This window comes from Streptomyces sp. NRRL B-1347, from assembly GCF_000720325.1.
In the GTDB taxonomy this organism is placed as follows: Bacteria; Actinomycetota; Actinomycetes; order Streptomycetales; family Streptomycetaceae; genus Streptomyces.
The window spans coordinates 42,028-68,258 of the sequence record NZ_JOJM01000043.1 but is presented as its reverse complement, the minus strand read 5'-3'; the positions used below and the strand labels follow the sequence as shown (position 1 = coordinate 68,258).

Here is a 26,231-nt window from a genome sequence, read left to right as displayed (position 1 = left end):
TGTATTGCTCACGAGCGTTGTTAACGCTTGCCGGGCTTGATCATGGCGAAGACCTCCGGTGTGGTGGAGCTGTCTAGTGACTACACCGCACGGAGGCCTTCGTGTCCCACCGTAATGCCCGGCTGACCGTTCACGGCAGGCGACTGCTCGTCGAGCGTGTCCGCTCCGGCCGTCCCGTCACGCACGTCGCCGCGGAAATGGGCATCTCCCGCCCCACGGCCCACAAGTGGATCCGACGCTGGCGATCCGAGGGTGAGCCGGGCCTTGCCGACCGCTCCAGCAAGCCGCGCACGACGCCGCACCGCACCGCGGCGTGTGTGGAAGCCCGCGTCTGCCGGCTGCGGCAGGACCGCAAACTCGGCCCCGCCCGCATCGGCCCGGTCCTGGGCCTGCCCGCCTCCACCGCGCACCGCATCCTGGTCCGCCACGGCCTGAACCGGCTCGCCCACCTGGACCGGCCCACCGGCCAGGTCATCCGCCGCTACGAACGCAAACAACCCGGCGAACTCATCCACGTCGACGTCAAGAAGCTCGGCCGGATCCCCGACGGAGGCGGCCACAAGGTCCTGGGGCGTCAGGCCGGCCGCGCCACGCGCAACAGCATGGGCTTCGACTACATCCACTCCGCCGTCGACGACCACAGCCGCCTCGCCTACAGCGAGATCCACGACGACCAGAAAGCCACCACCTGCGCAGACTTCCTGCGCCGGGCCGCCGCCTTCTTCACCACCTGCAGCATCACCCGCATCGAACGGGTCCTGACCGACAACGCCTGGCCCTACCGCAAGAGCTTCGCCTGGCGCGAGGCCCTGGCCGACCTCGGTGCGGCCGGCAAGCTCACCCGCGCCTACCGGCCGCAGACCAACGGCAAGGTCGAACGCTTCAACCGCACCCTGCTCGATGAATGGGCCTACCTGCGGCCCTACACCAGCAACACCGAACGCACCGACGCCCTGGCAGACTTCCTCCACACCTACAACCACCACCGATGCCACACCGCACTCGGCGGCCACCCACCCATCACCCGCGTAAACAACCCTGCGGGTCAATACACCTAGGGCCGGCCCGTGCAGCGCCCCTGCGGGCTGCTCGCGGGCGGCTTGCACTGGAAGACGAGGTCGGCGCCGCTGCCGCTGAGGAAGCGGCCGATGCAGGTCTTCTCCGACGTCCGGCCGCGCTCGGCGCAGAACCGCAGCGCGGCCCGGCCGTCGGCGAACGGCCCCGGGGCGTAGAACACCCAGAAGCCGGGGCGCAGCGAGGCGTAGTCGTCGCTGTGCAGGTACTGGGCCTCCGGGACCTGTCTGCGGACGGCGGCCAGCTTGCGGTCGCGGGTCGCGGGCGACGACGTGTCCGGCTCGGAGTGGAGCTGGGCGACCCAGCGCCCGAAGCCGGGCAGGGGGCCCTGCCGCGTGGCCGTCGCCGACGGGGTGCGCTCCGTCGAGGGCCTCGGGGACGGCTTCTGCGGAGGCGTCGTGACGGGGGACGCGGAGGAGGGCGCAGGGGAGGGCGATTTCGTGGGCGTGCGCCGCGGCGAGGGCCCCGCGCTGTCGGTCGTCCGCCCGCCCGCCTTGTCGTCCGGCTCGTCCTCGCCCCGCAGCGCGAGGGCCAGCGCGGTGCCCGCGACGACGGCGATGACCACCGCGACCGCCGCGACGACCACGGGCGTACGCCGCCGGGGCGCGGCGGGCGGCTCCGGGCGAGCCGCCGTCACCGTGGGCGTGTACGCGGCCGCGTCCGGCGGCGCGGGCGGTGCGGAGGGCAGGTGCGGCACGGGCGGCCGGTCCTCGGCGACCGCCGCCAGCATCGCGTCGAGCCGCTCCGCGTCCGGGCGCCGCCCCGGATCCCGTACGAGCAGCGCCGTCAGGACCGGTGCGAGCGGCCCGGAGCGCACCGGCGGCGGCACCGGGTCGTCGAGCACCGCGGCGAGCGTGGCGAGGGTCGTGGCGCGGCGCAGCGGACTGACGCCCTCCACGGCGACGTACAGGACGAGCCCGAGCGACCACAGGTCGGCGGCCGGGCCCTCGCCGGTGCCGCGGACGCGCTCGGGGGCGATGTACTCGGGGGAGCCGATCAGCTCGCCGGTGGCGGTGAGCCGGCTGGAGCCCTGGAGCGCCGCGATGCCGAAGTCCGTGAGGACCACGGCCGGCAGCGCGCCGGGGTCCTGCTCCTCGCGCAGCAGGATGTTGGCCGGCTTGATGTCGCGGTGCAGGACCCCGGCGGCGTGGGCGAAGCGCAGCGCCGTGAGGAGCTGGCGGCCGAGGCGCGCCGCGTCCCTCGGGGACAGCGTGCGCTCCTCCAGGAGGTCCTGGAGGGTGCGGCCCGAGAGCAGCTCCATCACGAGCCAGGGGTGCGGCCCCGCGTCGGTGTCGATGATCTGATGGATCGTCACCACGTGCGGGTGGTTGAGGCGGGCGAGCGCCCTGGCCTCGCGCAGCACCCGCTCGCGCAGGACGGCCGAGGCCTCGCCGGTCGGCTCGGGTCCCGGCGGCCGTACCTCCTTCAGGGCCACCTCGCGGTGGAGCACGGTGTCGCGCGCCCGCCACACCGTGCCCATGCCGCCGCTGCCGAGCCGTTCGACGAGCTCGAAGCGTCCGTCGACCACGTCCCCCTGGCCACTCATGGGCGACAGGGTATGCGCTCCCGGGGCTCACGGAGGCCCGTTGTACCGGGCTTTCAGCGCACCGGTTCGCGCACCCGCTCCACCTTCTGCGTTCCGCTGAGCGTGCGGTACGAACGGGCCCAGGACGAGGTCGCCTTGGGGTCCTTGCGGTCGGACACCACGTAGTAGTCCATCTGCGAGCGCTCGGCGGTCACGTCGAGGACGCCGTAGCCGTGCGAGTCCATGTCCAGCCACTTCACATGGCGGTTGGCGGCCTTGACGGCGGCGACGCCGACGAGCGACAGCGTGTGCGGCGCGACCTTCAGATAGTCGTCGACGTTGTCGGAGGTCACGGACGTGACGACGAACTCCGTGGCGGCGGACGGCGACGACGGGTACGTGGCGGCCGTGACGGGCACGTCGTTCGCCCAGGCCATGTGGATGTCGCCGGTCAGGAACACCGTGTTCTTGACGCCCTTGTCCCGCAGGTGCCCGATCAGCTCCTTGCGGTCGTGCGTGTAGCCGTCCCACTGGTCGGTGTTGACGGCCAGGCCCTCCTTGGGCAGGCCCAGCAGCTCGGCGAGGGGCGCGAGCAGATAGGCCGGGAGCGAGCCGAAGGCCACCGGCGAGATCATCACCGAGGTGCCGACCAGCTTCCACGCGGCGTCGGACGAGGCGAGGCCCGCCTTCAGCCAGTCGAGCTGGGCGCGCCCGGTGAGGGTGCGCTCCGGCGAGTCGACGGCGCCGCTGCCGGGCTTCGCCTGCTGGGAGCGGAACGAGCGCAGGTCGAGCAGGTGCAGATCGGCCAGCTTGCCGAAGCGCAGGCGGCGGTAGACGGTGCCCTCGGTGGAGGGGCGGACCGGCATCCACTCGAAGTACGCCTGCTTGGCGGCGGCCACGCGCGCGGACCAGGGGCCCTCGGTCTCGGGCTGGTGGTTCTCCGCGCCGCCGGACCAGGCGTCGTTGGCGACCTCGTGGTCGTCCCAGATCGCGATGACGGGGTGCGTGGCGTGCATCGCGAGGGCGTCCGGGTCGGTCTTGTGGACGCCGTGCCGCACGCGGTAGTCGGCGAGCGTGACGATCTCGTGCCGGGGCCGGTGCTCGCGCACGAGGCCGCGGGTGGAGGCGTAGCCGCCGGACGCGTACTCGTACAGGTAGTCGCCGAGGTGCAGGACCGCGTCGAGCTCGGTGCGGGCCGCGAGGTGGCGGTACGCGGAGAAGTAGCCGGCCTCCCAGTTGGAGCAGGAGACGACGCCGAAGCGGACGCCGGGCGCGGCGGCGTCGTGCGCGGGGGCGGTGCGGGTCCTGCCGACGGGGGAGAGGACCGCCGCCGGGCCGCCGCCCGCGCCGCCCGCGCCGTTCGTGCCGTCTGCGGTGTCCGCGGTGTCTACGGAGAAGCGGTAGTAATAGGTGCTCGCCTGGCGCAAGCCCCTTACGTCCGCCTTGACGGTGTGGTCGCTCGCCGCCTTCGCGGTGGTGGTTCCCCGGCCGACGACCCGAGTGAAGCCCTTGTCCTCGGCCACCTCCCAACCCACCTGGACGTCGGGGCCCTTGCCGGAGCCGGGCACCGCGTCCGGGGTCGGCGTGACGCGCGTCCACAGCAGGACGCCGTCGGGCAGCGGGTCCCCGGAGGCGACACCGTGCAGGAAGGCGGGGCCGGCGGCGGCGTGCGCGGACCCGGTGGCCGCGAGCGGCGCGGCGAGGACGGCGGTGGCGGCCGCGGCCTTGACGACGGTCCTGCGGCGCGGCGCGAGCGCGGCGGCCCGAGGTCTCTCGGAGTCCTCGGCGGGCGCCGGCGAGTTGTTGTCTATTCGACTGGTCACGAGGAGGCACCCTACGGACCGGTAGCGCCGAAAGAGCGGGCGCCCTCGAAAAGTTCGCCCGCTCTTTCACAAGTCGTCTACTGCGCTTGCGTGATAGCTCCTGATCAGGCCTTCAGTTCCTTGTTCACGGCCTTGTTGAAGTCCTCGGGCGTCATCGGCGCGTTCCGGCCGTCTCCGCCCTTGAGCTGCTTGCCGTTCATGACGAAGGCCGGGGTGCCCTCGACGCCGTCCTTGTTGTCGCCGAAGGCGTCCGACATCGCCAGGGCCCAGCGGTCGTACGTGCCGGCGTTGACCGCCTTCTTGAAGGCCGCGCTCTTCTTGAGCTCGGGCACCTCGTTGGCGATCTTCAGCAGGTACGCGTCGTCCTTGAACTTGTCGTCCGACTCGGCCGGGTGGTTGTCGGCGGAGTACAGCGCCTTCTTGTAGGCGAGGAAGGCGTCCGGGGAGACGTTCAGGGCGGCGCCGAGCGCGCTCATCGCGTTGCGGGAGCCCTCGCCCGGGAAGTTGTTGTCGAGGAAGGTGGCGCCGACGAACTGGACCTTGTACTTGCCGTCCTTGAGGTCCTTCTCGACGGTCGGGCCGACGGCCTGCTCGAAGCTGGCGCAGATCGGGCAGCGCGGGTCCTCGTAGACCTTCAGGGTCTTCTTGGCGCTGGCCTTGCCGACGATGATCGTCGTGCCGTCCTTGCCGGTGGTGTTGGCGGGCTTGACCAGCTTCTGATCCTTCGCCTCGTCCCAGTAGCCGGGCTTGTTGTTCTGGACGACGGCGTAGCTGATGCCGCCGGCGATGGCGAGGACGCCGACGATGGACGCGCCGACGATGACCGACCGCTTGCGCTTCTCGCGCTGGCGCTCGGCCTCCTGCTGGGCGCGGATCCGCTCGCGGGCGGCCTGCTTGGCGGCCTGGCTGTTGCGCTTGCTCATGGAGGTGCTCCGTAGGTGTGGGAAAGGGCGGGGACGTGCGTACTCAGGCGAGAGCGGCCGAGTACGGCGGTCCACGCCGTCCCACGCAGTGCACGAGGAGCCGGGTGCGCGCCGCCCGGGCCCGGAGCACGGGCCGCGGCGCGCGCTGCCCCGGAGCGGTTCTGCCGGTCACCACGGCGAGGGCGATCAGGAGCGGCCGGAAGGTGGCCGCGGCCACGGCGCGCAGGAGCTGGGCGATGGCGCGCTCGCCCCGGTGCAGCCAGGCGGCGGCGGCGAGGCCGACGCCGACGTGCGTGGCGAGCAGCAGCCAGGCCGCGGCCGGGTCGGCGTCGGCGAGCAGCGCGGCGGCGCCGTGCAGCTGCTCGCCGCCCGCCATCCGGGCCAGCGGGGTGCCCACGTCGCCGCCGCCGCACAGGACGTCGACGCCGAAGGAGCGCAGCGGGCCCGCGACCGGGCCGCCCGCCTGGCCGTAGCAGACGTGCTGGCCGGTGGTGAAGACCGTGTCGGCGGCGAGCTCCAGCGGGACGAGGAGCGCGGCGATCTTGCCGAAGCCGCGCTCCCGTCCGGCCAGGGCGTACGCGATGACGTAGACGACGGCCGTGATCCCCAGGCAGGTGGTCAGCGGCAGCGGGGCCCGGGACAGCAGGATGTGCGACGCGGCGGACAGCAGCACGACGAATGCCGTGAACAGTGCCGCGCGCACCACTCTCATCTGGGTCCCGAGTATGTCCATCGCGCAAGCGAGTGTGCCATGAGCCGTCGTAAGGCATCCCTAAAGGGTCCCTGTGAATCACAGGGGGTGTGTCACGGAGGAACCCTGGGCCCCACCGGACGGGACGGCCCCCTACAGCCCCGGTATCCGGCCGTTGCGGAACAGGTCGACGAAGATCTGGTGGTCGGCACGCGCGCGGGCGCCGTACGCGTGGGCGAAGTCCACCAGGAGGTCCGCGAAGCCCTCCTCGTCGGCCGCGATCGCGGCGTCGATCGCCCGCTCCGTGGAGAACGGCACCAGGTCCGAGTGGCCGCTCTCGTCGTCCGCCGCCGCGTGCATCGTGGCGGTGGCCCGGCCCAGGTCGGCGACCACCGCGGCGATCTCCTCCGGGTCGTCGATGTCCGACCAGTCCAGGTCGACCGCGTACGGCGACACCTCGGCGACGAGCTGGCCCGCCCCGTCCAGCTCGGTCCAGCCGAGCCAGGGGTCGGCGTGCGCCTGCAGGGCGCGCTGCGAGATGACCGTGCGGTGGCCCTCGTGCTGGAAGTACTCGCGGATCGAGGCGTCCGTGACGTGCCGCGAGACGGCCGGGGTCTGGGCCTGCTTGAGGTAGATCACGACGTCGTTCTCCAGCGCGTCGCTGTTGCCCTCCAGGAGGATGTTGTACGAGGGCAGCCCGGCCGAGCCGATGCCGATGCCGCGGCGGCCCACCACGTCCTTGACGCGGTACGAGTCCGGGCGGGTCAGGGAGGACTCCGGGAGCGTCTCCAGATAGCCGTCGAAGGCCGCGAGGACCTTGTAGCGCGTGGCGGCGTCCAGCTCGATGGAGCCGCCCCCCGGCGCGAAGCGGCGCTCGAAGTCGCGGATCTCCGTCATCGAGTCCAGGAGCTCGAAGCGGGTCAGCGAGCGGGCGGCGCGCAGCGCGCCGAGCAGCGGGCCCTGGGCGGTGTCCAGGGTGAACGGCGGCACCTCCTCGCTCTTGGCGCCCGTGGCCAGGTCGTGGATCCGGCCGCGGTAGGCCGCCGCGTACGTCCGCACCAGGCCGGTGATCTGCTCGTCGCTGAGCGCCTTGGTGTAGCCGATCAGGGCGAGCGAGGCGGCGAAGCGCTTGAGGTCCCAGGTGAAGGGGCCCACGTACGCCTCGTCGAAGTCGTTCACGTTGAAGATCAGGCGGCCCTGGGAGTCCATGTACGTGCCGAAGTTCTCCGCGTGCAGGTCGCCGTGGATCCACACCCGGCCCGTGCGGTCGTCCAGGTAGGGACCGCTGTGCGTCCCCTCGCCGTCGCGCCCGGCCTGCTCGCGCTCCAGGTCGTGGTAGAAGAGGCCGGCCGTGCCCCGGTAGAACGCGAAGGCGGACGCCGCCATCTTCCGGAACTTCACCCGGAACGCCGCGGGGTCGGCGGCGAGCAGCTCGCCGAAAGCGGTGCCGAAGACGGCGAGGATCTCCTCGCCGCGCTGCTCGGCGGTGGGCTGCGGGACCGACATCGCGGGGTGCCTCCTGGTACTGACATGCGGGACAGGTGTTCCGTGCCCCCTGCCCTCTTCCAACGCCCGACCGTACTCCTGAGTGCCGCTCGGCTGTCAGTGACCCGGACTAGACTTCCCCGCTGTCCCCCCAGACTGTTCGCAGCCTGTCGCCGAGTGTTTCCGTTGGAGGCCAAAGCCGTGTCGAAGCCGCCCTTCACGCACCTGCACGTGCACACCCAGTACTCGCTCCTGGACGGTGCGGCGCGGCTGAAGGACATGTTCAAGGCGTGCAACGACATGGGCATGACCCACATCGCCATGTCGGACCACGGCAACCTCCACGGGGCGTACGACTTCTTCCACACCGCCCAGAAGGCCGGCGTCACCCCGATCATCGGCATCGAGGCGTACGTGGCGCCGGAGTCGCGGCGCAACAAGCGCAAGATCCAGTGGGGCCAGCCGCACCAGAAGCGGGACGACGTCTCCGGTTCGGGTGGTTACACGCACAAGACGATCTGGGCGGCGAACAGCACGGGCCTGCACAACCTCTTCAAGCTGTCCTCGGACGCGTACGCCGAGGGCTGGCTGCAGAAGTGGCCCCGCATGGACAAGGAGACGATCTCCCAGTGGTCGGAGGGGCTGATCGCCTCCACCGGCTGCCCGTCCGGCGAGCTGCAGACCCGCCTCCGCCTCGGCCAGTTCGACGAGGCCCTGAAGGCCGCCTCCGAGTACCAGGACATCTTCGGCAAGGACCGGTACTTCCTGGAGCTGATGGACCACGGCATCGAGATCGAGCGCCGGGTCCGCGACGGCCTCCTGGAGATCGGCAAGAAGCTCGGCATCCCCCCGCTGGTCACCAACGACTCGCACTACACGTACGCGCACGAGGCGACCGCCCACGACGCCCTGCTCTGCATCCAGACCGGCAAGAACCTCTCGGACCCCGACCGCTTCCGCTTCGACGGCACCGGCTACTACCTGAAGTCCACCGACGAGATGTACGCCGTCGACTCCTCGGACGCCTGGCAGGAGGGCTGCCGCAACACCCTCCTGGTGGCCCAGCAGATCGACACCACCGGCATGTTCGAGAAGCGCGACCTCATGCCGAAGTTCGACATCCCGGAAGAGGGCTACACCGAGGTCACCTGGTTCAAGGAGGAGGTCCGCCGCGGCATGGAGCGCCGCTATCCGGGCGGCGTCCCCGAGGACCGGCAGAAGCAGGCCGAGTACGAGATGGACACCATCATCTCGATGGGCTTCCCGGGGTACTTCCTCGTCGTCGCCGACTTCATCATGTGGGCCAAGAAGCAGGGCATCGCGGTGGGCCCGGGCCGAGGCTCCGCGGCCGGCTCGATCGTCGCGTACGCCATGGGCATCACCGACCTCGACCCGATCACGCACGGCCTGATCTTCGAGCGGTTCCTCAACCCCGAGCGCATCTCCATGCCCGACGTCGACATCGACTTCGACGAGCGCAGGCGCGTCGAGGTGATCCGGTACGTGACCGAGAAGTACGGCTCCGACAAGGTCGCCATGATCGGCACCTACGGCAAGATCAAGGCCAAGAACGCGATCAAGGACTCCGCCCGCGTCCTCGGCTACCCGTACGCGATGGGCGACCGCCTCACCAAGGCGATGCCCGCCGACGTCCTCGGCAAGGGCATCGACCTCGACGGCATCACCAACCCCAGCCACCCGCGCTACAGCGAGGCGGGCGAGATCCGGGGGATGTACGAGAACGAGCCGGACGTCAAGAAGGTCATCGACACCGCCAAGGGCGTCGAGGGCCTGGTCCGGCAGATGGGCGTGCACGCCGCGGGCGTCATCATGTCCAGCGAGCCGATCGTCGACCACGCCCCGCTCTGGACCCGGCACACCGACGGCGTCACCATCACGCAGTGGGACTATCCGCAGTGCGAGTCGCTCGGCCTGCTGAAGATGGACTTCCTGGGTCTGCGCAACCTGACCATCATGGACGACGCCGTCAAGATGGTGCGGGCCAACAAGGGCATCGACCTGGAGATGCTCGACCTGCCGCTCGACGACCCCAAGACCTTCGAACTGCTCTGCCGCGGTGACACGCTCGGCGTGTTCCAGTTCGACGGCGGCCCGATGCGCTCGCTGCTCCGCCAGATGCAGCCCGACAACTTCGAGGACATTTCCGCCGTCTCGGCCCTGTACCGCCCGGGCCCGATGGGCATGAACTCGCACACGAACTACGCGGAGCGGAAGAACGGCCGCCAGGAGATCACGCCGATCCACCCGGAGCTCGAAGAGCCCCTGAAGGAGACCCTGGGTCTCACCTACGGCCTGATCGTGTACCAGGAGCAGGTGCAGAAGGCCGCCCAGATCATCGCCGGGTACTCGCTCGGCGAGGCCGACATCCTCCGCCGCGTGATGGGCAAGAAGAAGCCGGAGGAGCTGGAGAAGAACTTCGGCATCTTCCAGGCGGGCGCCCGCAAGAACGGCTACTCGGACGAGGCCATCCAGAAGCTCTGGGACGTCCTGGTCCCGTTCGCCGGATACGCGTTCAACAAGGCCCACTCCTCCGCGTACGGCCTGGTCACGTACTGGACCGCCTATCTGAAGGCGAACTACCCGGCCGAGTACATGGCCGCGCTGCTCACCTCGGTGAAGGACGACAAGGACAAGTCGGCCGTCTATCTGAACGAGTGCCGCCGCATGCGGATCCGGGTCCTCCCGCCGAACGTGAACGAGTCGGTGCACAACTTCGCCGCCCAGGGCGACGACGTGATCCTCTTCGGCCTCGAGGCCGTCCGGAACGTGGGCACGAACGTGGTGGACGCGATCATCCGCTCCCGCAAGGCCAAGGGGAAGTACGCCTCCTTCCCCGACTACCTGGACAAGGTGGAGGCCGCCGCCTGCAACAAGCGCACCACGGAGTCGCTGATCAAGGCCGGCGCCTTCGACACCATGGGCCACACCCGCAAGGGCCTGACCGCGCAGTACGAGCCGATGATCGACAACGTGGTCGCGGTCAAGCGCAAGGAGGCCGAGGGCCAGTTCGACCTCTTCGGCGGCATGGGCGAGGACGACTCGAGCGAGCCCGGCTTCGGCCTGGACGTCGAGTTCTCCGAGGACGAGTGGGACAAGACCTATCTGCTCGCCCAGGAGCGCGAGATGCTCGGTCTCTACGTGTCCGACCACCCGCTCTTCGGCCTGGAGAACGTGCTCTCGGACAAGGCCGACGCGGGCATCGGACAGCTCACCGGCGGGGACTTCTCCGACGGCGCGGTCGTCACCATCGGCGGCATCATCTCCGGCCTCCAGCGCAAGATGACCAAGCAGGGCAACGCCTGGGCGATCGCCACCGTCGAGGACCTCGCGGGCTCCATCGAGTGCATGTTCTTCCCGGCGACCTACCAGCTGGTGTCGACCCAGCTCGTCGAGGACGCCGTCGTCTTCGTCAAGGGCCGCCTGGACAAGCGCGAGGACGTCCCCCGGCTCGTCGCGATGGAGCTCCAGGTCCCCGACCTGTCGAACGCGGGCACCAACGCCCCGGTGCTCATCACCATCCCGACGGTGAAGGTGAGCCCGCCGATGGTCACCCGGCTCGGCGAGATCCTCAGCCACCACAAGGGCAACAGCGAGGTGCGGATCAAGCTCCAGGGAGCGCAGAAGACCACCGTGCTGCGGCTCGACCGGCACCGCGTGAAGCCGGATCCGGCCCTCTTCGGTGACCTGAAGGTGCTGCTCGGCCCGTCCTGTCTGACGGGCTGACCGGCTCGCCCTCCCGGGGCACGGCACGGCCGAGGGGCGCACCCGCATCGGGTGCGCCCCTCAGGTGTGCCTGAGCCCGCGTCAGTTGTGGCCGAAGCGGCGCTCGCGGTGCTTGCGGGCGACATCGCCCGGGTTCGCCTCGGCCGCGGACTTCGCCTGGGCCTCCATCGCGGACTGCTGCGCCTGCTGCTGACCGCGCTCGGCCTGGGCGCCGGCCTTCTGGTTCCGGTCGCGGTTCTTGTTCTTGGCCATATTGATCTTCCTCCTGCGAAGGATCGGGGGGCCAGGACGCGACCAGACTCACATATGCGTGACTATCCCGCATTTCGGGCACTCACCGTGCGTAATAGGGGCTGCCGGAGGGTACGGAGCGGATACGCCACGCCGAAGATCGAGTTTCGAGCCGTTAACCTCCGCGAGGTCGGGCAGACTCGAAGCGAACCCGAAGTGACCCCCAGGACCGCAGGTCCGCGGCCGTGCACCTGTGAGACCGTTCGGGGCACCCGTGGGGAGCTTTCGGGCAAGGCCGGGCAAGCCGGGCAACCTGGAAAGAGGGTGGATCGCGTGGACCGCTGCGTCGTCCTGGTGGACGCCGGGTATCTGCTGGGAGCCGCCGCGAGCCTCCTCGCGGGAGAACCGTCCCGGTCCAGGATCACCGTTGACCACACCGCGCTCATCCAGGGCCTGCGCGAGCGCGCCGAGTCCGATACCGAGCGGCCCCTGCTCCGCATCTACTGGTTCGACGGCGCACCCGACCGCGTGCCGCAGCCGGAGCACCGCAGGCTGCGCGTCATGCCGCGGGTGACCGTCCGCCTGGGCGCGCTGACCCGCAGCGACGGGCGGTGGGCGCAGAAGGGCGTGGACGCCGCCATGCACGCCGAGCTGACGGAGCTGGCCCGCAACCGCGCCTGCTCCGACGTCGTGCTCGTCACCGGCGACGGCGATCTGCTGCCCGGCATGATGGCCGCCAAGGAGCACGGCGTCGCCGTCCACCTCTGGGCCGTCCAGGCCGCCGACGGCGACTACAACCAGTCCGAGGACCTCGTCGCCGAGGCCGACGAGCGGCGCGTCCTCGACCGCGCCTGGATCACCAAGGCCGTCCGCGCCAAGGAGCTCGGCGGCGTCTGCGCGCCACCGCCCGCGCCCCGGCCCGAGATCGCCGCGATCCTCTCCGCGCCGCTGCCCGAGTCCGCCCTCGCCACCGCTCCCGCGGACGCCGCCGAGCAGCCCGCGGCCGAGCACGCGGCCGCGTCGCCGCGCGCCCAGGAGAACGGCGACCGGGCCGCCAAGGGCGTCCCCACCCCCAAGGACCTCGCCGCACTGCGCGGCCCCGGCCCGGTCCAGGCCGGCCGGGAGCACACCAGCGCGACCCTGCGCTGGTCGTCGGACAAGGGCTGGGTCGACCGCCCCGCCGTCCCGGCCGAGCCCGCCGAGGCCGCAGCGCTGCCCACGCTCGCCCAGCTCACCACGGCCGAGCAGCGCTGGGCCGACCGCGAGGAGGACATCACCACCGTCGGCGGCGACCCGTACGAGGTCGGGCAGGTCTTCGCGCGCCGCTGGATGGCCCGCCTGCCCGAGCAGCACAACCTGCAGAAGCTGTCCACGATGTACCCGCGCATCCCGCACCGCATCGACGGCGAACTGCTGCGGTACGCCGCCCGCTTCGGGCTGCTCGCCCACAAGGACGACCAGATCGACGAGCACGACCGGTATGCGATCCGTGCCGGATTCTGGCGGGAAATCGACGTTCGTACCGCCGCGGAGCACGTGCCTGCCGGGGAATGAGGGGCTTCGCGGGGCCCTGGGCGAGGGCTGGATAAACACCCCCCAGGGGCTCGGGACGCGCCCGGACGGACGCGTGAGGCCCGCCCCGCGCGCCCCGCCGCCCGGCCGACCCCGTACCCTCGTCCTTCGTGAGTACGCGCGCGGCACAGGCAGTCCGAGGGGGGCTCCGGCAGGGGCACGGCAGCGATGCCGTCTGCGCGGTGCGCGATCTGGTCAAGGTCTATCCCGCCGCCCGGGGCCGGCGCGGCAGGCCCGCCACGCCCGAGGTGCGCGCCAGCGACGGCGTCGACATCCGGGTGGGCCGCGGCGAGATCTTCGGCCTCCTCGGGCCCAACGGCGCCGGCAAGTCCACCCTCGTACGCCAGCTGACCGGCCTCATGCGCCCCGACAGCGGCAGCGTCGAGGTGCTCGGCCACGACATCGTGCGCCACCCCGAGCGGGCCGCGCGGCTGCTCGCCTACCTCGGCCAGGAGTCGACCGCGCTCGACGAGCTGACCGTCTCCCTCGCCGTCGAGACCACCGCGCGCCTGCGCGGCCTCGACACGGTCCGGGCCCGGGCCCAGCGCGACGACGTCCTCGACGAGCTCGGGCTCACCGAGCTCGCATCCCGCCCCCTGAAGAAGCTCTCCGGCGGCCAGCGCAGGCTCGCCTGCTTCGCCACCGCGCTTGTCGGGGAGCGGCAGCTGCTCGTGCTCGACGAGCCGACGACCGGCATGGACCCGGTCGCGCGGCGCGCGGTGTGGAGCGCGGTCGACCGGCGGCGCGCGGAGCACGGCACGACCGTCCTGCTCGTCACCCACAACGTCATCGAGGCCGAGACCGTGCTCGACCGCGTCGCCGTGCTCGACCACGGCAAGGTCATCGCCTGCGACACGCCCACCGGTCTGAAGGAGAAGGTCGCGGGCGAGGTGCGGGTGGAGCTCGTGTGGCGGGAGCGGGCGCCCGTCGACGTCCCGGAGGTCGCCGCGCTGCGCTCGTCGGCCGTCGAGTCCGGGCGCCGCTGGACGCTGCGGCTCGCGCCGGAGGAGGCCAGGGCGGCCGTCGCGGCGGTCACCGGCGGCAGCGCCTTCGCCGCGCTCGACGACTTCACGCTGGCCACGCCCAGCCTGGAGGACGTGTACCTGGCCCTCGGCGGGCGCGGCGGGGACGGACTGGTGAAGGCGTGAGGGACCGAGCCGTGAAGCGTTGGGACGTCTGCAGGAAGGTTGTCCGTTGAGTGCCGTTCCCCTGGAGGCCGTGATCCGGGCCGAGGACGACCGCGCGGCGGCGGTGGACGTGGCGGCGCCGCTGGGCCCGCGGGCCCGGATGCTTCCCGCGCTCGCCGCGGTCTACCGCGCGCAGCTGTCGCGGGCCCGGGTCGCGCGCATCCCGCTGCTCTTCGTCGCCACCTTCCAGTCGGTCGGCATCATGATCCTGATGCGCGGGGTCGTGGACGGCGGCAGCGAGGCCCACGCGGTCGTGGCCGGCTCGTCCGTCCTCGTCGTGGCCTTCGTCGCGCTGAACCTGCTCGCCCAGTACTTCGGCCAGCTGCGCGGCGACGGCGGGCTCGACCACTACGCCACGCTGCCCGTGCCGCCCGCCGCCGTGGTGCTCGGCGCGGCCGCCGCCTACGCCTCCTTCACGGTGCCCGGCACCATCGTCACGGCGGTCGTCGGCTGCGGGCTCTTCGGCCTGCCGCTGACCCATCTGTGGGTGCTCGCCGCGGTGATCCCGCTCGCCGGTGCCGCGCTCGCCGGGCTCGGCGCCGCCCTCGGACTGCTCGCGCCCCGGCCGGAACTGGCCACGCTGCTCGGCCAGATGGGCATGTCGGCGGCGCTCCTGCTCGGCGTGCTCCCGGCCGAGCGGATGCCTGGCCTCCTCCAGTACGCGCGCGACCTGCTGCCGTCCACGTACGGCGTCGAGGCGCTCGCCCGGACCTTCCGCGGCGACCCCGACTGGGGCGTCGTGCTGCTCGACCTCGGGGTCTGCGCGGTGGTCGGCGTGGTCTCGCTCACCGTCGCCACGTGGGCCTACCGGCGCGCGGCCGTGCGCTGACTGGGTCCCGCGTCCGTCCGGTGGCGCGGTTCTGCGGTTCTCAGGCAGAGCTGGCACCATGTGTGCGTGACCGCACCGCTGACACCCTCCCAACCGCCGCAGCACGAGCCCGAGCACGATCCCTGGCAGGCGCCGCAGACGTCCGCGCACGCGCCGGGATCCGGGGCCGACACCTGGCACGAGGAGGGCGAGCCCGGGATGAAGCGTGAGATCGGGCAGGCCGCGGTGGTCGCGGCCGCGGTGGCGGTGAGCGGCGTGCTGCTCGGGCTGCTGTGGCTGTGGCTGGCGCCCCGGGTGCCGCTGATCGCCGACAAGCAGGCGGTCTACCTCAAGGACACCGAGGGGGAGCAGGCCATCGGGGTCGACGGAACGTTCACCCTGCTGGGGCTCGCGTTCGGCTTCCTCAGCGCGCTCGTCGTCTTCCTCGTCCGGCGCAGGGGCGGCATCCCGCTGGTCGTCGGGCTCGCCGCCGGAGCGCTCCTCGGCGCGGTGCTCGCCTGGAAGGTGGGCGTGTGGCTCGGGCCCGACACGGATGTGGTGGCGCATGCCAAGTCCGTCGGCCGCGGTGTCGTCTTCGACGCGCCGATGGAGCTGAACGCCAAGGGGGTGCTGCTCGCCTGGCCCGTCGCCGCGATGATCGTGCACCTCGTGCTCACGGCGCTGTTCGGGCCCCGGGATCCGGAGCCGTTCTCTTCCTACGGGGCGGGGCAGGAGCAGGCCTGAGCCTCGCGGCGCGCCCCTGGCCCGCCCCTTCCCGATCCTGGAGGCTCCGCCCCCAGACCCCCGCTCCTCAATCGCCGGAGGGGCTGAAATTCTCCGGCTCAGGCCGGGCGGCGGCCGTGGTTCGACCTGGATTTCCTGACCCGCCACTTCCGCTTTCTCGTTTTCTTCGACATGGGTGTGGTCCTAGTCGAGGATCGCGAGGGCGTCGAGGGGTCAATCACGCCCGATCGGTGCCAGCGTCGCCGAGGTGAGGGCGGTCAGGTCGGCGGGGGAGAGCTCCACCTCCAGGCCCCGGCGGCCCGCCGAGACGCAGATCGTGGCGTGGGACGACGCCGAGTCGTCCAGGACCGTGCGGAGCTTCTTGCGCTGGCCCAGGGGGGAGATGCCGCCGCGCACGTACCCCGTGGTGCGCTCCGCCGCCGCCGGGTCCGCCATCACCGCGCGCTTGCCGGAGACCGCCGCCGCCAGGGCCTTGAGGTCGAGCGAGCCCGCGACCGGCACGACGGCCACCGTCAGCTCGCCGTCGACCTCGGCGACCAGGGTCTTGAAGACGCGGTCGGGGGACACGCCCATCGCCTCAGCGGCCTCGTCGCCGTACGAGGGGTGGGACGGGTCGTGGTCGTACGCGTGGAGGGTGAAGGCGACGCCCGCACCCGTGAGGGCCACCGTCGCCGGGGTGCCGCCCGTCTGCGACTTCTTCTGCTTCTTCGCCACTTCGCCTGCCCGTCGGGATGCGTATCGGGTCACGTCTCGGGATGTGTCAGTTGAGGCTCGTCGTGCCGCGCGTCAGGTCCGTCGCCGGCAGCGACGGCAGATTGCGGATGATCGCCGTCTCGCTGCGCAGCAGGGTCAGCTCGTCGCGCAGCCGCGACGCCGTGTCGGCGGCCTCCAGGAGGCGCTGCTTCGTGGGCGTGTCCAGGACCGCGGCCGCCGCGACCAGGTACGACACGACCGACGGGTCGTCCGGCAGCTCCGTGCCCGTCGACAGGGACCGCTCCCGGGCGCCCGCGAGGCGCTTCTGGTAGGAGCGGAAGGCCCTGAGCACGCCCTCGGCGAGGGCTCCCGCCTCGTCGCCCGGCTCCTCCGCGAGCGGTTCGAGCTCCGCCGTCAGATACGCGCCGGAGGCGTCCACCGAGCGCAGCCGCATCCGGGTGGTGCCGGTGGCGAGCACCTCGAAGCCGCCGTCCTCGCGCTCGCGGATGGTCGCCGCGTCCGCGACGCAGCCCACCTCGTGGAAGGCCCGCATCGGGTCGTCGCCGAAGCCCGCTGCCGGGCCCTGCTCGGGCCGGGTCGTCTGGTCGGGGAGGCCGGGCGCGCTCGGCGCGACCTCGCTGCCGTCGCGGATCGCCACGACGGCGAACTGCCGCTGCTCCTCGTCGGGAGACTTGAGCAGGTCGCGCATCATGGCGCGATATCGCTCCTCGAAGACGTTCAGGGGCAGCACGAGCCCCGGGAACAGCACCGAGTTGAGTGGGAACAGGGGGAGCCGGACGGTCGTCACGAGCCGAAAGCCTAACGGCCGTCGGTGACCTTGCCCTCCTCGCGCCCGCGCCGGGTCCGCAGCGGGGTGCGCGCGGCCACCTCGATGCGGACGCCGTCGCGCAGCTCCAGGAACTGCCCGAGCGGGTCGTCGGAGACGCGGTCCCAGGGGAACGAGGTCGCGTACGGGCCGATCAGACGGAACTGGTCGAGGGCGTCCTGCCAGCGCTCCAGGCGGATGAGGACGTACGTCAGGAGGTTGCGCACCTCGGCCGGCCACGGGTCGGCGGGCGCGTAGGAGGCCGAGAGCGCGACGGCCAGGTCGGCGGCCCGGTCCAGGCGCTCGCGCGGCAGCCGTCCGCCGCCGCCCGCGAGGTACGCGAACGCGGCGCGCACCGGGAGGGCCTGTATCAGCGACCCGGGCAGCGCGTCCGCGGCCGCGCGCTCCGCGAAGTCGAAGCACTCGGTGTGCGAGCCGTACCAGTCCGCGGACAGGTACATCAGCGCCGAGGCGTGGCAGCCGTAGTGGTACGAGGAGCGGCGCACGGCCTGGCCCCACAGCTGCTCGAAGTCGGAGTGCGAGGCGTGGGTGCCGCGGGCGTGGTCGAGGGCCACGCGCCAGGGCACCGGGTCGCGCGGGTCGGCCTCGGCCGCGGCTGTGAGCAGCGGGCTGACCTCGCGGAGGAGTTCGGCGCGCGCGGGCGACTCCCAGCCGCGCACGACCGCGAGCTCGGCCTTGAGCAGCAGCGCGTCCGGGTCGTGCGGGGCGACGGTCAGCCAGTCGTCGAACCACTCGGGCCGGGAGCGGGCGAAGGCGGCGAGGCGGGTGGCGTACCGGTCGCGGTTCTCCCACTCGGCGGCCTCGCGGGTGGTGGCGAGCAGCTTGGCGGCCGGGCCGTGGTCGCCGCGGCCCGCGGCCACGAGGGCCGGGCCCAGGCGGTCGTCCGGCACGTCGAGCAGCACCTCGTCGGCGGCGGGCAGGCCGTCGGCCAGCTGGGGGGTGTGGCGGACCATGCGGGCGGTGCGGATGAGGGCGCGCAGCAGCGGCATGAGCGGTCCCCCTCTGGCGCCTGGACGTTCTGGTGCGGTCGTTGCTGTTGACGGGTGGGGCGGGGGCTTGGTTGTGCGGGGTCGCATAACGGTTCGGCCGCGAATCCGGGGCCCTCGCGGGGCGCCCCGGACCCGCCCCTTCCCGAACAAGGGGGCTCCGCCCCCTTGGACCCCCGTCAATCGGCGCTCCGCGCCTCGTCCTCAAACGCCGGACGGGCTCAAAGATCTCGGTGCAGGCCGAGGACGAGCCGCGGAGCGGCGATGAAGCCCGTCAGTTCCTGCGGAGCAGGCGGGTCGCGCCTGCCGCGACCGTTGTTGCCAGGACCCAGCCCATCAGGATCAGGGCCGCCGCCAGCCACTGCCAGCCGCCGCGCAGTTGCCAGTAGGTGTCCTGGCCCAGGTTGATGACGGGCAGGAGCAGGTCGAGGGCGAACAGGGACGGGTTCCAGTCCGGGTGCTCGCCCTCCTTGAGGGGCGGGTGGTCGGCGCGGGAGAAGGCGATCGCGCTCGCCGCCCACAGGATCGCCATCCACAGCGCGGCCCGGCCGGGGCGGTAGCCGTAGGCCACCGTCCAGTCCTGCGCGTACCCCCAGAGCTTGGCCGCGAGCGGCAGGGTCTCGCGGCGGCGGCGCTGCTTGGCGAGCAGGACCTCGCGGGCGTCGGCGTCCTCCCCGCCGTTGCGCAGGACGGCGGCGAGCTTCTCGTACGGCTCGGGGTTGTACTCGGCGGTGGCCGCGGCCACCCACCGCAGGCGCTGCGACAGCGGGAAGGCGCCCTGGGGGATCAGGTTCTCGTACGTGAAACCGCCCATCTGGAGGGCGCCGGGGCCCGGCCAGCTCGTGGCCCGGTCCATCAGGTTGACGACGCGGGCGCCGGACAGGACGACCTTGCCGCGCTGCGGGGCCTCGCCGAGGAAGCGCAGCTCGGGCGTCTGCACCCGGCGCAGGGACACCTCCTGGCCGTCCTGCAGCGTGAAGCGGGCCTGGCCAAAATCCACCGCGTCGCCGAAGCGCCCGTCGTCGAGCCGGATGCCGCCCGCGCAGCTGAAGCGCTGGACGCGGGTCCCGCGCGCGGGCGTCGTGCCGCTGGTCTGCGGCGGATTGCCGACGCCCGCGGGGGTCAGGTACAGGGTGCGCTCGACGGTCAGCTGCGGGGCGTTCAGGGCGTAGCGGCCGTACGGATTGGCCAGGAGGCTGCCGCGCAGGCTCAGGCTGACGCCGATCTTCGCGCCGCGCAGGCGCAGCTCGCCGTGCGACTCCAGCATCTCCGCCTGGAGGTCCTGGCCGACGGTCATGCCGTCGCCCATCAGCGAGCGGGTGCGCCGGTCGCGGTAGACGACGGCCTGGTTGAGCAGCAGGTCGGTGCCGATGTGGGCGTCGGTCAGGCGCATGCCGTTGTGGATCCGGCAGCGCGGCAGATGCAGATCGCCCTCGGTGTGCAGCCGGGCGGCCTCCAGGCGCGGGATGGAGCAGTCGACCATGCGCAGCGTGGTGAAGCGGGCCTCGGGGAGGAGGACCTCCTTCTCGAAGCGGCAGCCCTTCAGCTCCGTGTACGGCACCACCGTGCCGCCCGCCAGGTCCAGGACGTCGGTGATCCGCACGCCGGTGAGCTTCAGGGACGAGACCCGGCCCGCGAGCGCGGGCGGCCCGTCGAGCAGCAGCCAGGCCACGATGCGGGCCCGCACGCTGCGCTCGGCGCCCCAGGGGTGGGCGCCGTGCGGGTCGTCGACGGTGGCGTTGCCCGCCCTCAGGTCGTACACCGTGCCGTTGCGGAACGCCTGCCACATCCCGATCTCCGAGGCGGTCAGCCCGTCCGGCGGGTCCCCGATGCCGGTGTCGTCGACCACTTGTGACGTCCTCCCTGCGGGTGCCTTGAGCGTGTCGTTGGTGCTGCCGCGACGGGCCGACGCGGCCCCGCGCCTCTTTTGGGGCGCGTCCGTGTCTCGTACACCTGTTCATGCCCGTTCCGTGACTGCCCGAACGCTAGTGGTGAACGGCGTCTTCCGGGAATCCGGCTGGATTCGGAACGAGAGGCTCCGCCGGGGGCGTGCCCAGCCGTCCGGCGGCGGACCGTCTCGTATCACTCACTGATACGGCCGACCGGCCGCCCACGGCCGTCTGCGAGAATTGGCCATGTGATCTCTCGAATCGATCTGCGCGGCGAGGCCCTCACGGAGTTTCCGTCGGGTTCCGCTCTGCGCGCTCTGCTGCCCCGTGCCGACTTCGACGTCGCGGCCGCCCTGGACAAGGTGCGACCGATCTGCGAAGACGTGCATCATCGCGGCGACGCGGCGCTGATCGACTACGCGGAGAAGTTCGACGGCGTGCGGCTCGACCGGGTCCGGGTGCCCGCCGAGGCGCTCACCGAGGCCCTCGCGGGCCTCGACCCGGACGTGCGCGCGGCCCTGGAGGAGTCCATCCGCCGCGCCCGCGCCGTCCACCGCGCCCAGCGCCGCGCCCCGCACACCACCCAGGTCGTGCCCGGCGGCTCGGTCACCGAGAAGTGGGTGCCGGTCGAGCGCGTGGGCCTGTACGCCCCGGGCGGCCGGTCCGTCTACCCCTCCTCCGTGATCATGAACGCGGTGCCCGCGCAGGAGGCCGGCGTCGCCTCCATGGCCCTCGCCTCGCCCCCGCAGGCCGACTTTGACGGCCTGCCGCACCCGACGATCCTCGCCGCCTGCGCGCTCCTCGGCATCGACGAGGTGTACGCCGTCGGCGGCGCCCAGGCCGTCGCGATGTTCGCGTACGGCACCGAATCGTGCGCCCCGGCCAACATGGTCACCGGGCCCGGCAACATCTGGGTCGCCGCCGCCAAGCGGTACTTCACGGGCCGCATCGGCATCGACACCGAGGCGGGCCCGACCGAGATCGCGGTCCTCGCCGACGACACCGCCGACCCGGTGCACATCGCGTCCGACCTGATCAGCCAGGCCGAGCACGACCCGCTCGCGGCCGCCGTCCTGGTCACGGACTCCGTGGCGCTCGCCGACGCGGTCGCCGAGGAACTCCAGCCGCAGGTCGCCGCCACCAAGCACGTCGAGGACCGGATCGTGCCCGCCCTGAGCGGCCGCCAGTCCGCGATCGTGCTGGTGGACGGCCTGGCGGAGGGCCTGCGCGTCGTCGACGCGTACGGCGCCGAGCACCTGGAGATCCAGACCGCCGACGCGGCCGCCGTGGCCGACCGGGTCAAGAACGCGGGCGCGATCTTCGTCGGCCCCTGGGCCCCGGTCTCCCTCGGCGACTACTGCGCCGGCTCCAACCACGTGCTGCCCACCGGCGGCTGCGCCTGCCACTCGTCGGGCCTGTCCGTCCAGTCCTTCCTGCGCGGCATCCACATCGTGGACTACACCCGCGACGCCCTCGCCGAGGTCGCCCACCACGTGGTGACGCTCGCCGAGGCCGAGGACCTGCCCGCGCACGGCGCCGCCATCAAGGCCAGGTTCGGCTGGAAGGTGCCCGGCAAGTGAGCTCCCCGAACATCGACGACCTCCCCGTACGGGACGAACTGCGCGGCAAGTCCCCGTACGGCGCCCCGCAGCTCGACGTCCCGGTCCGGCTGAACACCAACGAGAACCCGTACCCGCTGCCCGAGCCCCTCGTCGAGCGCATCGCCGAGCGCGTCCGCGAGGCCGCGCGCGGTCTGAACCGCTACCCAGACCGGGACGCGGTCGAGCTGCGCACCCAGCTCGCCGCCTATCTGACCCGCACCGGCGGCCACCGGGTCACCCGCGCCCAGGTCTGGGCGGCCAACGGCTCGAACGAAATCATCCAGCAGCTGCTCCAGACCTTCGGCGGCCCGGGCCGCACCGCCATCGGCTTCGAGCCCTCGTACTCGATGCACGCCCTGATCGCGCGCGGCACCGGCACCGGCTGGATCTCCGGACCGCGGCGCGACGACTACACGATCGACGTCGAGGCCGCCGCCGCGGCGATCGCCGAGAACGCGCCGGACGTCGTCTTCATCACGACGCCCAACAACCCCACGGGCAACGCCGTGCCCCGCGAAGCCGTCATCGCCCTGTACGACGCCGCCCAGGCCGCCAAGCCGTCCATGGTCGTGGTCGACGAGGCGTACGTGGAGTTCAGCCACGGCGAGTCGCTGCTCCCGCTCCTCGAAGGGCGGCCGCACCTGGTGGTCTCGCGCACCATGTCCAAGGCGTTCGGCGCCGCGGGCCTGCGCCTCGGCTATCTGGCCGCCGCCCCGGCGGTCGTGGACGCCGTCCAGCTGGTGCGCCTGCCGTACCACCTGTCGGCCGTCACGCAGGCCACCGCGCTCGCCGCCCTGGAGCACACGGACACGCTCCTCGGGTACGTCGAGCAGCTCAAGGCCGAGCGCGACCGGCTGGTCACCGGACTGCGGGAGCTCGGCTTCGAAGTGACGGAGTCGGACGCGAACTTCGTCCAGTTCGGGCGGTTCCCCGACGCCCACGACGCCTGGCGGCGGATCCTCGACCAGGGGGTCCTCGTCCGGGACAACGGCGTGCCCGGCATGCTGCGGGTGACCGCGGGAACCCCCGCCGAAAACGACGCGTTCCTCGATGCGGTACGCGCACTCAAGAAGGAGCACGGAGCATGAGCCGCGTAGGACGGGTCGAGAGAACCACCAAGGAGACCTCGGTCGTCGTCGAGATCGACCTCGACGGCACCGGCAAGGTCGACGTGTCGACCGGGGTCGGCTTCTACGACCACATGCTCGACCAGCTCGGCCGCCACGGCCTCTTCGACCTCACGGTCAAGACCGAGGGCGACCTGCACATCGACACCCACCACACCATCGAGGACACCGCCCTCGCGCTCGGCGCCGCCTTCAAGCAGGCGCTCGGCGACAAGGTGGGCATCTACCGCTTCGGCAACTGCACGGTGCCCCTCGACGAGTCCCTCGCCCAGGTCACCGTCGACCTCAGCGGCCGCCCGTACCTCGTCCACACGGAGCCCGAGAACCTGGCCCCGATGATCGGCGCGTACGACACGACGATGACCCGGCACATCTTCGAGTCCTTCGTCGCCCAGGCGCAGATCGCCCTGCACATCCACGTGCCGTACGGGCGCAACGCCCACCACGTCGTCGAGTGCCAGTTCAAGGCCCTCGCCCGGGCGCTGCGGTACGCCAGCGAGCGCGACCCGCGCGCCGCCGGCATCCTCCCCTCCACCAAGGGAGCGCTGTAACCGCATGAACGGCATCTCCACCATGCTGCTCTTCGTCGGGCTCTTCCTGCTCGGCGGCGTCTACTCCTTCGTCAAGCAGAAGCAGTCCAAGAGCCTGATCACGCTGCTCTCCATCGGCGCCGGGATGTGCCTGCTCGCGGGCATCGTCCGCCTGGAGGTGTGGAATTGACCTCCGCAGGAGCCACCAAGAAGGTCGTCGTCCTCGACTACGGCTTCGGGAACGTGCGGTCCGCCGAGCGCGCCCTGGCCCGCGTGGGCGCCGACGTCGAGATCACCCGTGACTTCGACACGGCCATGAACGCCGACGGCCTGCTGGTGCCCGGCGTGGGCGCCTTCGCCGCCTGCATGCAGGGGCTGCGGTCCGTGCGCGGCGACTGGATCGTCGGCCGCCGCCTGTCCGGCGGCCGCCCCGTCATGGGCATCTGCGTCGGCATGCAGATCCTCTTCGCGCACGGCATCGAGCACGGCGTCGAGACCGAGGGCCTGGACGAGTGGCCCGGCACCGTCGAGCCCCTGAAGGCCGACGTCGTGCCCCACATGGGCTGGAACACGGTCGAGGCCCCCGAGGACTCCGAGCTGTTCCGCGGCCTGACCGCGGACGAGCGCTACTACTTCGTGCACTCCTACGCCGTCCAGGACTGGTCCCTGGAGGTCGCGAACCCCGTGATGCGCGCCCCCAAGGTCACCTGGGCCACGCACGGCTCGCCCTTCGTGGCGGCCGTCGAGAACGGCGCCCTGTGGGCCACGCAGTTCCACCCCGAGAAGTCCGGCGACGCCGGAGCGCAGCTGCTGAAGAACTGGATCGGAACCCTCTGATGGCCCCTCTCACGGCCCCGAAGCTCGAACTCCTCCCCGCCGTCGACGTCCGCGACGGCCAGGCCGTCCGCCTCGTGCACGGCGAGTCCGGCACGGAGACCTCCTACGGCTCTCCCCTGGAGGCCGCCCTCGCCTGGCAGCGCGCGGGCGCCGAGTGGCTGCACCTGGTCGACCTGGACGCCGCCTTCGGCACCGGCGACAACCGCGCCCTGATCGCCGAGGTCGCGGGCGCCATGGACATCAAGGTCGAGCTCTCCGGCGGCATCCGCGACGACGACACCCTCGCCGCCGCCCTCGCCACCGGCTGCACCCGCGTGAACCTCGGCACCGCCGCCCTGGAGACCCCCGAGTGGGTCGCCAAGGTCATCGCCGAGCACGGCGACAAGATCGCCGTCGGCCTCGACGTGCGCGGCACCACGCTGCGCGGCCGCGGCTGGACCCGCGACGGCGGCGACCTGTACGAGACCCTGGCGCGCCTCGACGCCGAGGGCTGCGCCCGCTACGTGGTCACCGACATCGCCAAGGACGGCACGCTCCAGGGCCCGAACCTGGAGCTCCTGCGCAACGTCTGCGCGGTCACCGACCGCCCGGTCGTCGCCTCCGGCGGCGTCTCCTCCCTGGACGACCTGCGGGCGATCGCCGAGCTCGTGCCGCAGGGCGTGGAGGGCTCCATCGTCGGCAAGGCCCTGTACGCGAAGGCGTTCACCCTCGAAGAGGCCCTGGAGGCCGTGTCCCGATGACCGGCGTACGGCGCGTGCAGAGCGGCAGTCCTTGGGAAGAGGCCTTCGGTTTCGCACGCGCCGTCGCGGCGGGCGACCGGGTCGTGGTCGGCGGGACGACGTCCTTCCGGGGCGACGTCCTGCACGGCGAGGGCGACCCGTACGAGCAGGCCAAGGCGGCCTTCGCGAGCGCCGTCGAGGCGCTGGGGGAGTTCGGCCTCGGCGCCGACTCCGTGATCCGCACCCGCATGTACCTGACCCATGCGCGGGACGTCGACGAGGTGGGCCGGGCCCACCGGGAGTTCTTCGACTCCGTGCGCCCGGTCACCACCCTCGTGGTCGTGTCCGGCTTCGTCGACCCGCGCATCCTGGTCGAAGTAGAACTCGAAGCATTCCGAGAAGTCCCTCAAGGAGCACCATCGTGACGCTCGCCGTCCGAGTCATCCCCTGCCTGGACGTCGACAACGGCCGGGTCGTCAAGGGCGTCAACTTCCAGAACCTGCGCGACGCGGGCGACCCCGTCGAGATGGCGAAGGTCTACGACGCCGAGGGCGCCGACGAACTGACCTTCCTGGACATCACCGCCTCCTCCGGCAACCGCGAGACCACGTACGACGTGGTCCGCCGCACCGCCGAGCAGGTCTTCATCCCGCTCACGGTCGGCGGCGGCGTGCGCACCGCCGACGACGTCGACAAGCTGCTGCGCGCGGGCGCCGACAAGGTCGGCGTGAACACCGCCGCGATCACCAGGCCCGACCTGATCCGCGAGATCGCCGAGCGCTTCGGCCGCCAGGTCCTCGTCCTGTCGGTGGACGCCCGCCGCACCGCGGCCGGATCCTTCGAGGTCACCACGCACGGCGGCCGCAAGTCCGCCGGGATCGACGCCGTCGAGTGGGCCCACCGGGCCGCCGAGCTCGGCGCGGGCGAGATCCTGCTCAACTCGATGGACGCGGACGGCACGAAGGACGGCTACGACATCGAGATGATCGAGGCCGTCCGCAAGCACGTCACCGTGCCCGTCATCGCCTCCGGCGGCGCGGGCCGCCTCGACCACTTCCCGCCCGCCGTGGCCGCGGGCGCCGACGCGGTCCTCGCCGCGTCCGTCTTCCACTTCGGGGACCTGCGGATCGGCGAGGTGAAGCAGACGCTGCGGACGGCGGGGCACCCGGTGCGCTGACCCGGCCCCGCGCCCCGC

At 72.1% G+C, this 26,231-nt stretch carries 24 protein-coding genes; 14 read left to right on the top strand and 10 right to left on the bottom strand.

Annotated features, from left to right (window positions below):
* Positions 1–101: 101 nt before the first annotated feature.
* Entirely contained in the window at positions 102–1,058 is a 957-nt protein-coding gene (locus tag IG74_RS0130065) for an IS481 family transposase (protein ID WP_030683791.1), read from the top strand.
* On the opposite strand, the gene IG74_RS0130060 is transcribed toward IG74_RS0130065, so the two are convergent.
* From IG74_RS0130060 to IG74_RS0130040, 5 genes are all read right to left on the bottom strand, one after another.
* Positions 1,055–2,620: a serine/threonine-protein kinase gene (locus IG74_RS0130060; RefSeq protein ID WP_030683790.1), complete on the bottom strand. Its 1,566-nt coding sequence runs from the start codon at positions 2,618–2,620 to the stop codon at positions 1,055–1,057. The two genes, IG74_RS0130065 and IG74_RS0130060, sit on opposite strands and share 4 nt — an antisense overlap.
* Before the next feature lie 53 nt (positions 2,621–2,673).
* Positions 2,674–4,410, bottom strand: a complete 1,737-nt coding sequence (locus tag IG74_RS0130055; RefSeq protein ID WP_051855644.1) for an alkaline phosphatase D family protein — start codon at positions 4,408–4,410, stop codon at positions 2,674–2,676.
* Between the two features lie 116 nt (positions 4,411–4,526).
* Complete coding sequence (locus tag IG74_RS0130050) at positions 4,527–5,345, bottom strand: thioredoxin domain-containing protein (protein ID WP_030683786.1); 819 nt, start codon at positions 5,343–5,345, stop codon at positions 4,527–4,529.
* A 43-nt stretch (positions 5,346–5,388) separates the two neighbouring features.
* Positions 5,389–6,078, bottom strand: coding sequence for a hypothetical protein (locus IG74_RS0130045; protein ID WP_030683784.1), 690 nt, complete (start codon positions 6,076–6,078; stop codon positions 5,389–5,391).
* Positions 6,079–6,189: 111 nt separating this feature from the next.
* A complete protein-coding gene (locus IG74_RS0130040; RefSeq protein ID WP_030683782.1) occupies positions 6,190–7,542 on the bottom strand; it encodes a DUF2252 domain-containing protein in 1,353 nt (450 codons plus the stop codon).
* Positions 7,543–7,722: 180 nt separating this feature from the next.
* Here IG74_RS0130040 and dnaE point away from each other — a divergent pair, with 180 nt between their 5' ends.
* A complete protein-coding gene (gene dnaE / locus IG74_RS0130035; protein ID WP_030683780.1) occupies positions 7,723–11,265 on the top strand; it encodes a DNA polymerase III subunit alpha in 3,543 nt (1,180 codons plus the stop codon).
* Between the two features lie 81 nt (positions 11,266–11,346).
* On the opposite strand, the gene IG74_RS52850 is transcribed toward dnaE, so the two are convergent.
* Positions 11,347–11,517 (bottom strand): hypothetical protein, encoded by a 171-nt coding sequence (locus IG74_RS52850; RefSeq protein ID WP_199818900.1) that lies wholly within the window; start codon positions 11,515–11,517, stop codon positions 11,347–11,349.
* Between the two features lie 312 nt (positions 11,518–11,829).
* On the opposite strand from IG74_RS52850, the gene IG74_RS0130025 reads away from it, so the two are divergent.
* The 4 genes from IG74_RS0130025 to IG74_RS0130010 all read left to right on the top strand — a co-directional run bounded on the left by IG74_RS0130025 (position 11,830) and on the right by IG74_RS0130010 (position 15,807).
* Entirely contained in the window at positions 11,830–13,050 is a 1,221-nt protein-coding gene (locus IG74_RS0130025; RefSeq protein ID WP_030683777.1) for an NYN domain-containing protein, read from the top strand.
* Between the two features lie 128 nt (positions 13,051–13,178).
* Entirely contained in the window at positions 13,179–14,216 is a 1,038-nt protein-coding gene (locus IG74_RS0130020) for an ABC transporter ATP-binding protein (protein ID WP_078869131.1), read from the top strand.
* 139 nt (positions 14,217–14,355) lie between these two features.
* The gene (locus IG74_RS0130015) at positions 14,356–15,084 is read left to right on the top strand and encodes an ABC transporter permease (RefSeq protein WP_234334496.1); all 729 of its coding nucleotides are present in this window, start codon (positions 14,356–14,358) and stop codon (positions 15,082–15,084) included.
* Between the two features lie 66 nt (positions 15,085–15,150).
* The gene (locus tag IG74_RS0130010; protein ID WP_030683771.1) at positions 15,151–15,807 is read left to right on the top strand and encodes a hypothetical protein; all 657 of its coding nucleotides are present in this window, start codon (positions 15,151–15,153) and stop codon (positions 15,805–15,807) included.
* A 213-nt stretch (positions 15,808–16,020) separates the two neighbouring features.
* Here the strand turns inward: IG74_RS0130010 and ybaK are convergent, their stop codons facing one another.
* The 4 genes from ybaK to IG74_RS0129990 form a co-directional block, all read right to left on the bottom strand.
* Complete coding sequence (gene ybaK / locus IG74_RS0130005) at positions 16,021–16,521, bottom strand: Cys-tRNA(Pro) deacylase (protein WP_030683769.1); 501 nt, start codon at positions 16,519–16,521, stop codon at positions 16,021–16,023.
* 46 nt (positions 16,522–16,567) lie between these two features.
* Positions 16,568–17,308 (bottom strand): LON peptidase substrate-binding domain-containing protein, encoded by a 741-nt coding sequence (locus IG74_RS0130000; protein ID WP_030683767.1) that lies wholly within the window; start codon positions 17,306–17,308, stop codon positions 16,568–16,570.
* A gap of 11 nt (positions 17,309–17,319) precedes the next feature.
* Positions 17,320–18,336: a hypothetical protein gene (locus IG74_RS0129995; protein WP_030683765.1), complete on the bottom strand. Its 1,017-nt coding sequence runs from the start codon at positions 18,334–18,336 to the stop codon at positions 17,320–17,322.
* Positions 18,337–18,607: 271 nt separating this feature from the next.
* Complete coding sequence (locus IG74_RS0129990; RefSeq protein WP_420709959.1) at positions 18,608–20,122, bottom strand: oxidoreductase; 1,515 nt, start codon at positions 20,120–20,122, stop codon at positions 18,608–18,610.
* A 348-nt stretch (positions 20,123–20,470) separates the two neighbouring features.
* On the opposite strand from IG74_RS0129990, the gene hisD reads away from it, so the two are divergent.
* From hisD to hisF, 8 genes are read left to right on the top strand one after another with little or no spacing between them, the layout of a single operon-like run.
* Positions 20,471–21,802: a histidinol dehydrogenase gene (hisD, locus tag IG74_RS0129985; RefSeq protein ID WP_030683760.1), complete on the top strand. Its 1,332-nt coding sequence runs from the start codon at positions 20,471–20,473 to the stop codon at positions 21,800–21,802.
* Positions 21,799–22,911: a histidinol-phosphate transaminase gene (locus tag IG74_RS0129980; RefSeq protein WP_030683758.1), complete on the top strand. Its 1,113-nt coding sequence runs from the start codon at positions 21,799–21,801 to the stop codon at positions 22,909–22,911. The genes hisD and IG74_RS0129980 overlap by 4 nt, the downstream gene beginning before the upstream one ends.
* Positions 22,908–23,501, top strand: coding sequence for an imidazoleglycerol-phosphate dehydratase HisB (gene hisB, locus IG74_RS0129975; protein ID WP_030683756.1), 594 nt, complete (start codon positions 22,908–22,910; stop codon positions 23,499–23,501). Before IG74_RS0129980 ends, hisB begins: the two co-directional genes overlap by 4 nt.
* 4 nt (positions 23,502–23,505) lie before the next feature.
* The gene (locus IG74_RS52845; RefSeq protein WP_030683755.1) at positions 23,506–23,670 is read left to right on the top strand and encodes a hypothetical protein; all 165 of its coding nucleotides are present in this window, start codon (positions 23,506–23,508) and stop codon (positions 23,668–23,670) included.
* Complete coding sequence (hisH, locus tag IG74_RS0129965; protein WP_030683753.1) at positions 23,667–24,317, top strand: imidazole glycerol phosphate synthase subunit HisH; 651 nt, start codon at positions 23,667–23,669, stop codon at positions 24,315–24,317. The genes IG74_RS52845 and hisH overlap by 4 nt, the downstream gene beginning before the upstream one ends.
* Positions 24,317–25,057, top strand: a complete 741-nt coding sequence (gene priA, locus IG74_RS0129960) for a bifunctional 1-(5-phosphoribosyl)-5-((5-phosphoribosylamino)methylideneamino)imidazole-4-carboxamide isomerase/phosphoribosylanthranilate isomerase PriA (RefSeq protein ID WP_030683752.1) — start codon at positions 24,317–24,319, stop codon at positions 25,055–25,057. Before hisH ends, priA begins: the two co-directional genes overlap by 1 nt.
* Complete coding sequence (locus IG74_RS0129955) at positions 25,054–25,461, top strand: RidA family protein (protein ID WP_030683751.1); 408 nt, start codon at positions 25,054–25,056, stop codon at positions 25,459–25,461. The genes priA and IG74_RS0129955 overlap by 4 nt, the downstream gene beginning before the upstream one ends.
* Positions 25,458–26,213, top strand: coding sequence for an imidazole glycerol phosphate synthase subunit HisF (hisF, locus tag IG74_RS0129950; protein WP_030683750.1), 756 nt, complete (start codon positions 25,458–25,460; stop codon positions 26,211–26,213). The genes IG74_RS0129955 and hisF overlap by 4 nt, the downstream gene beginning before the upstream one ends.
* The last annotated feature ends 18 nt before the right edge of the window (positions 26,214–26,231 follow it).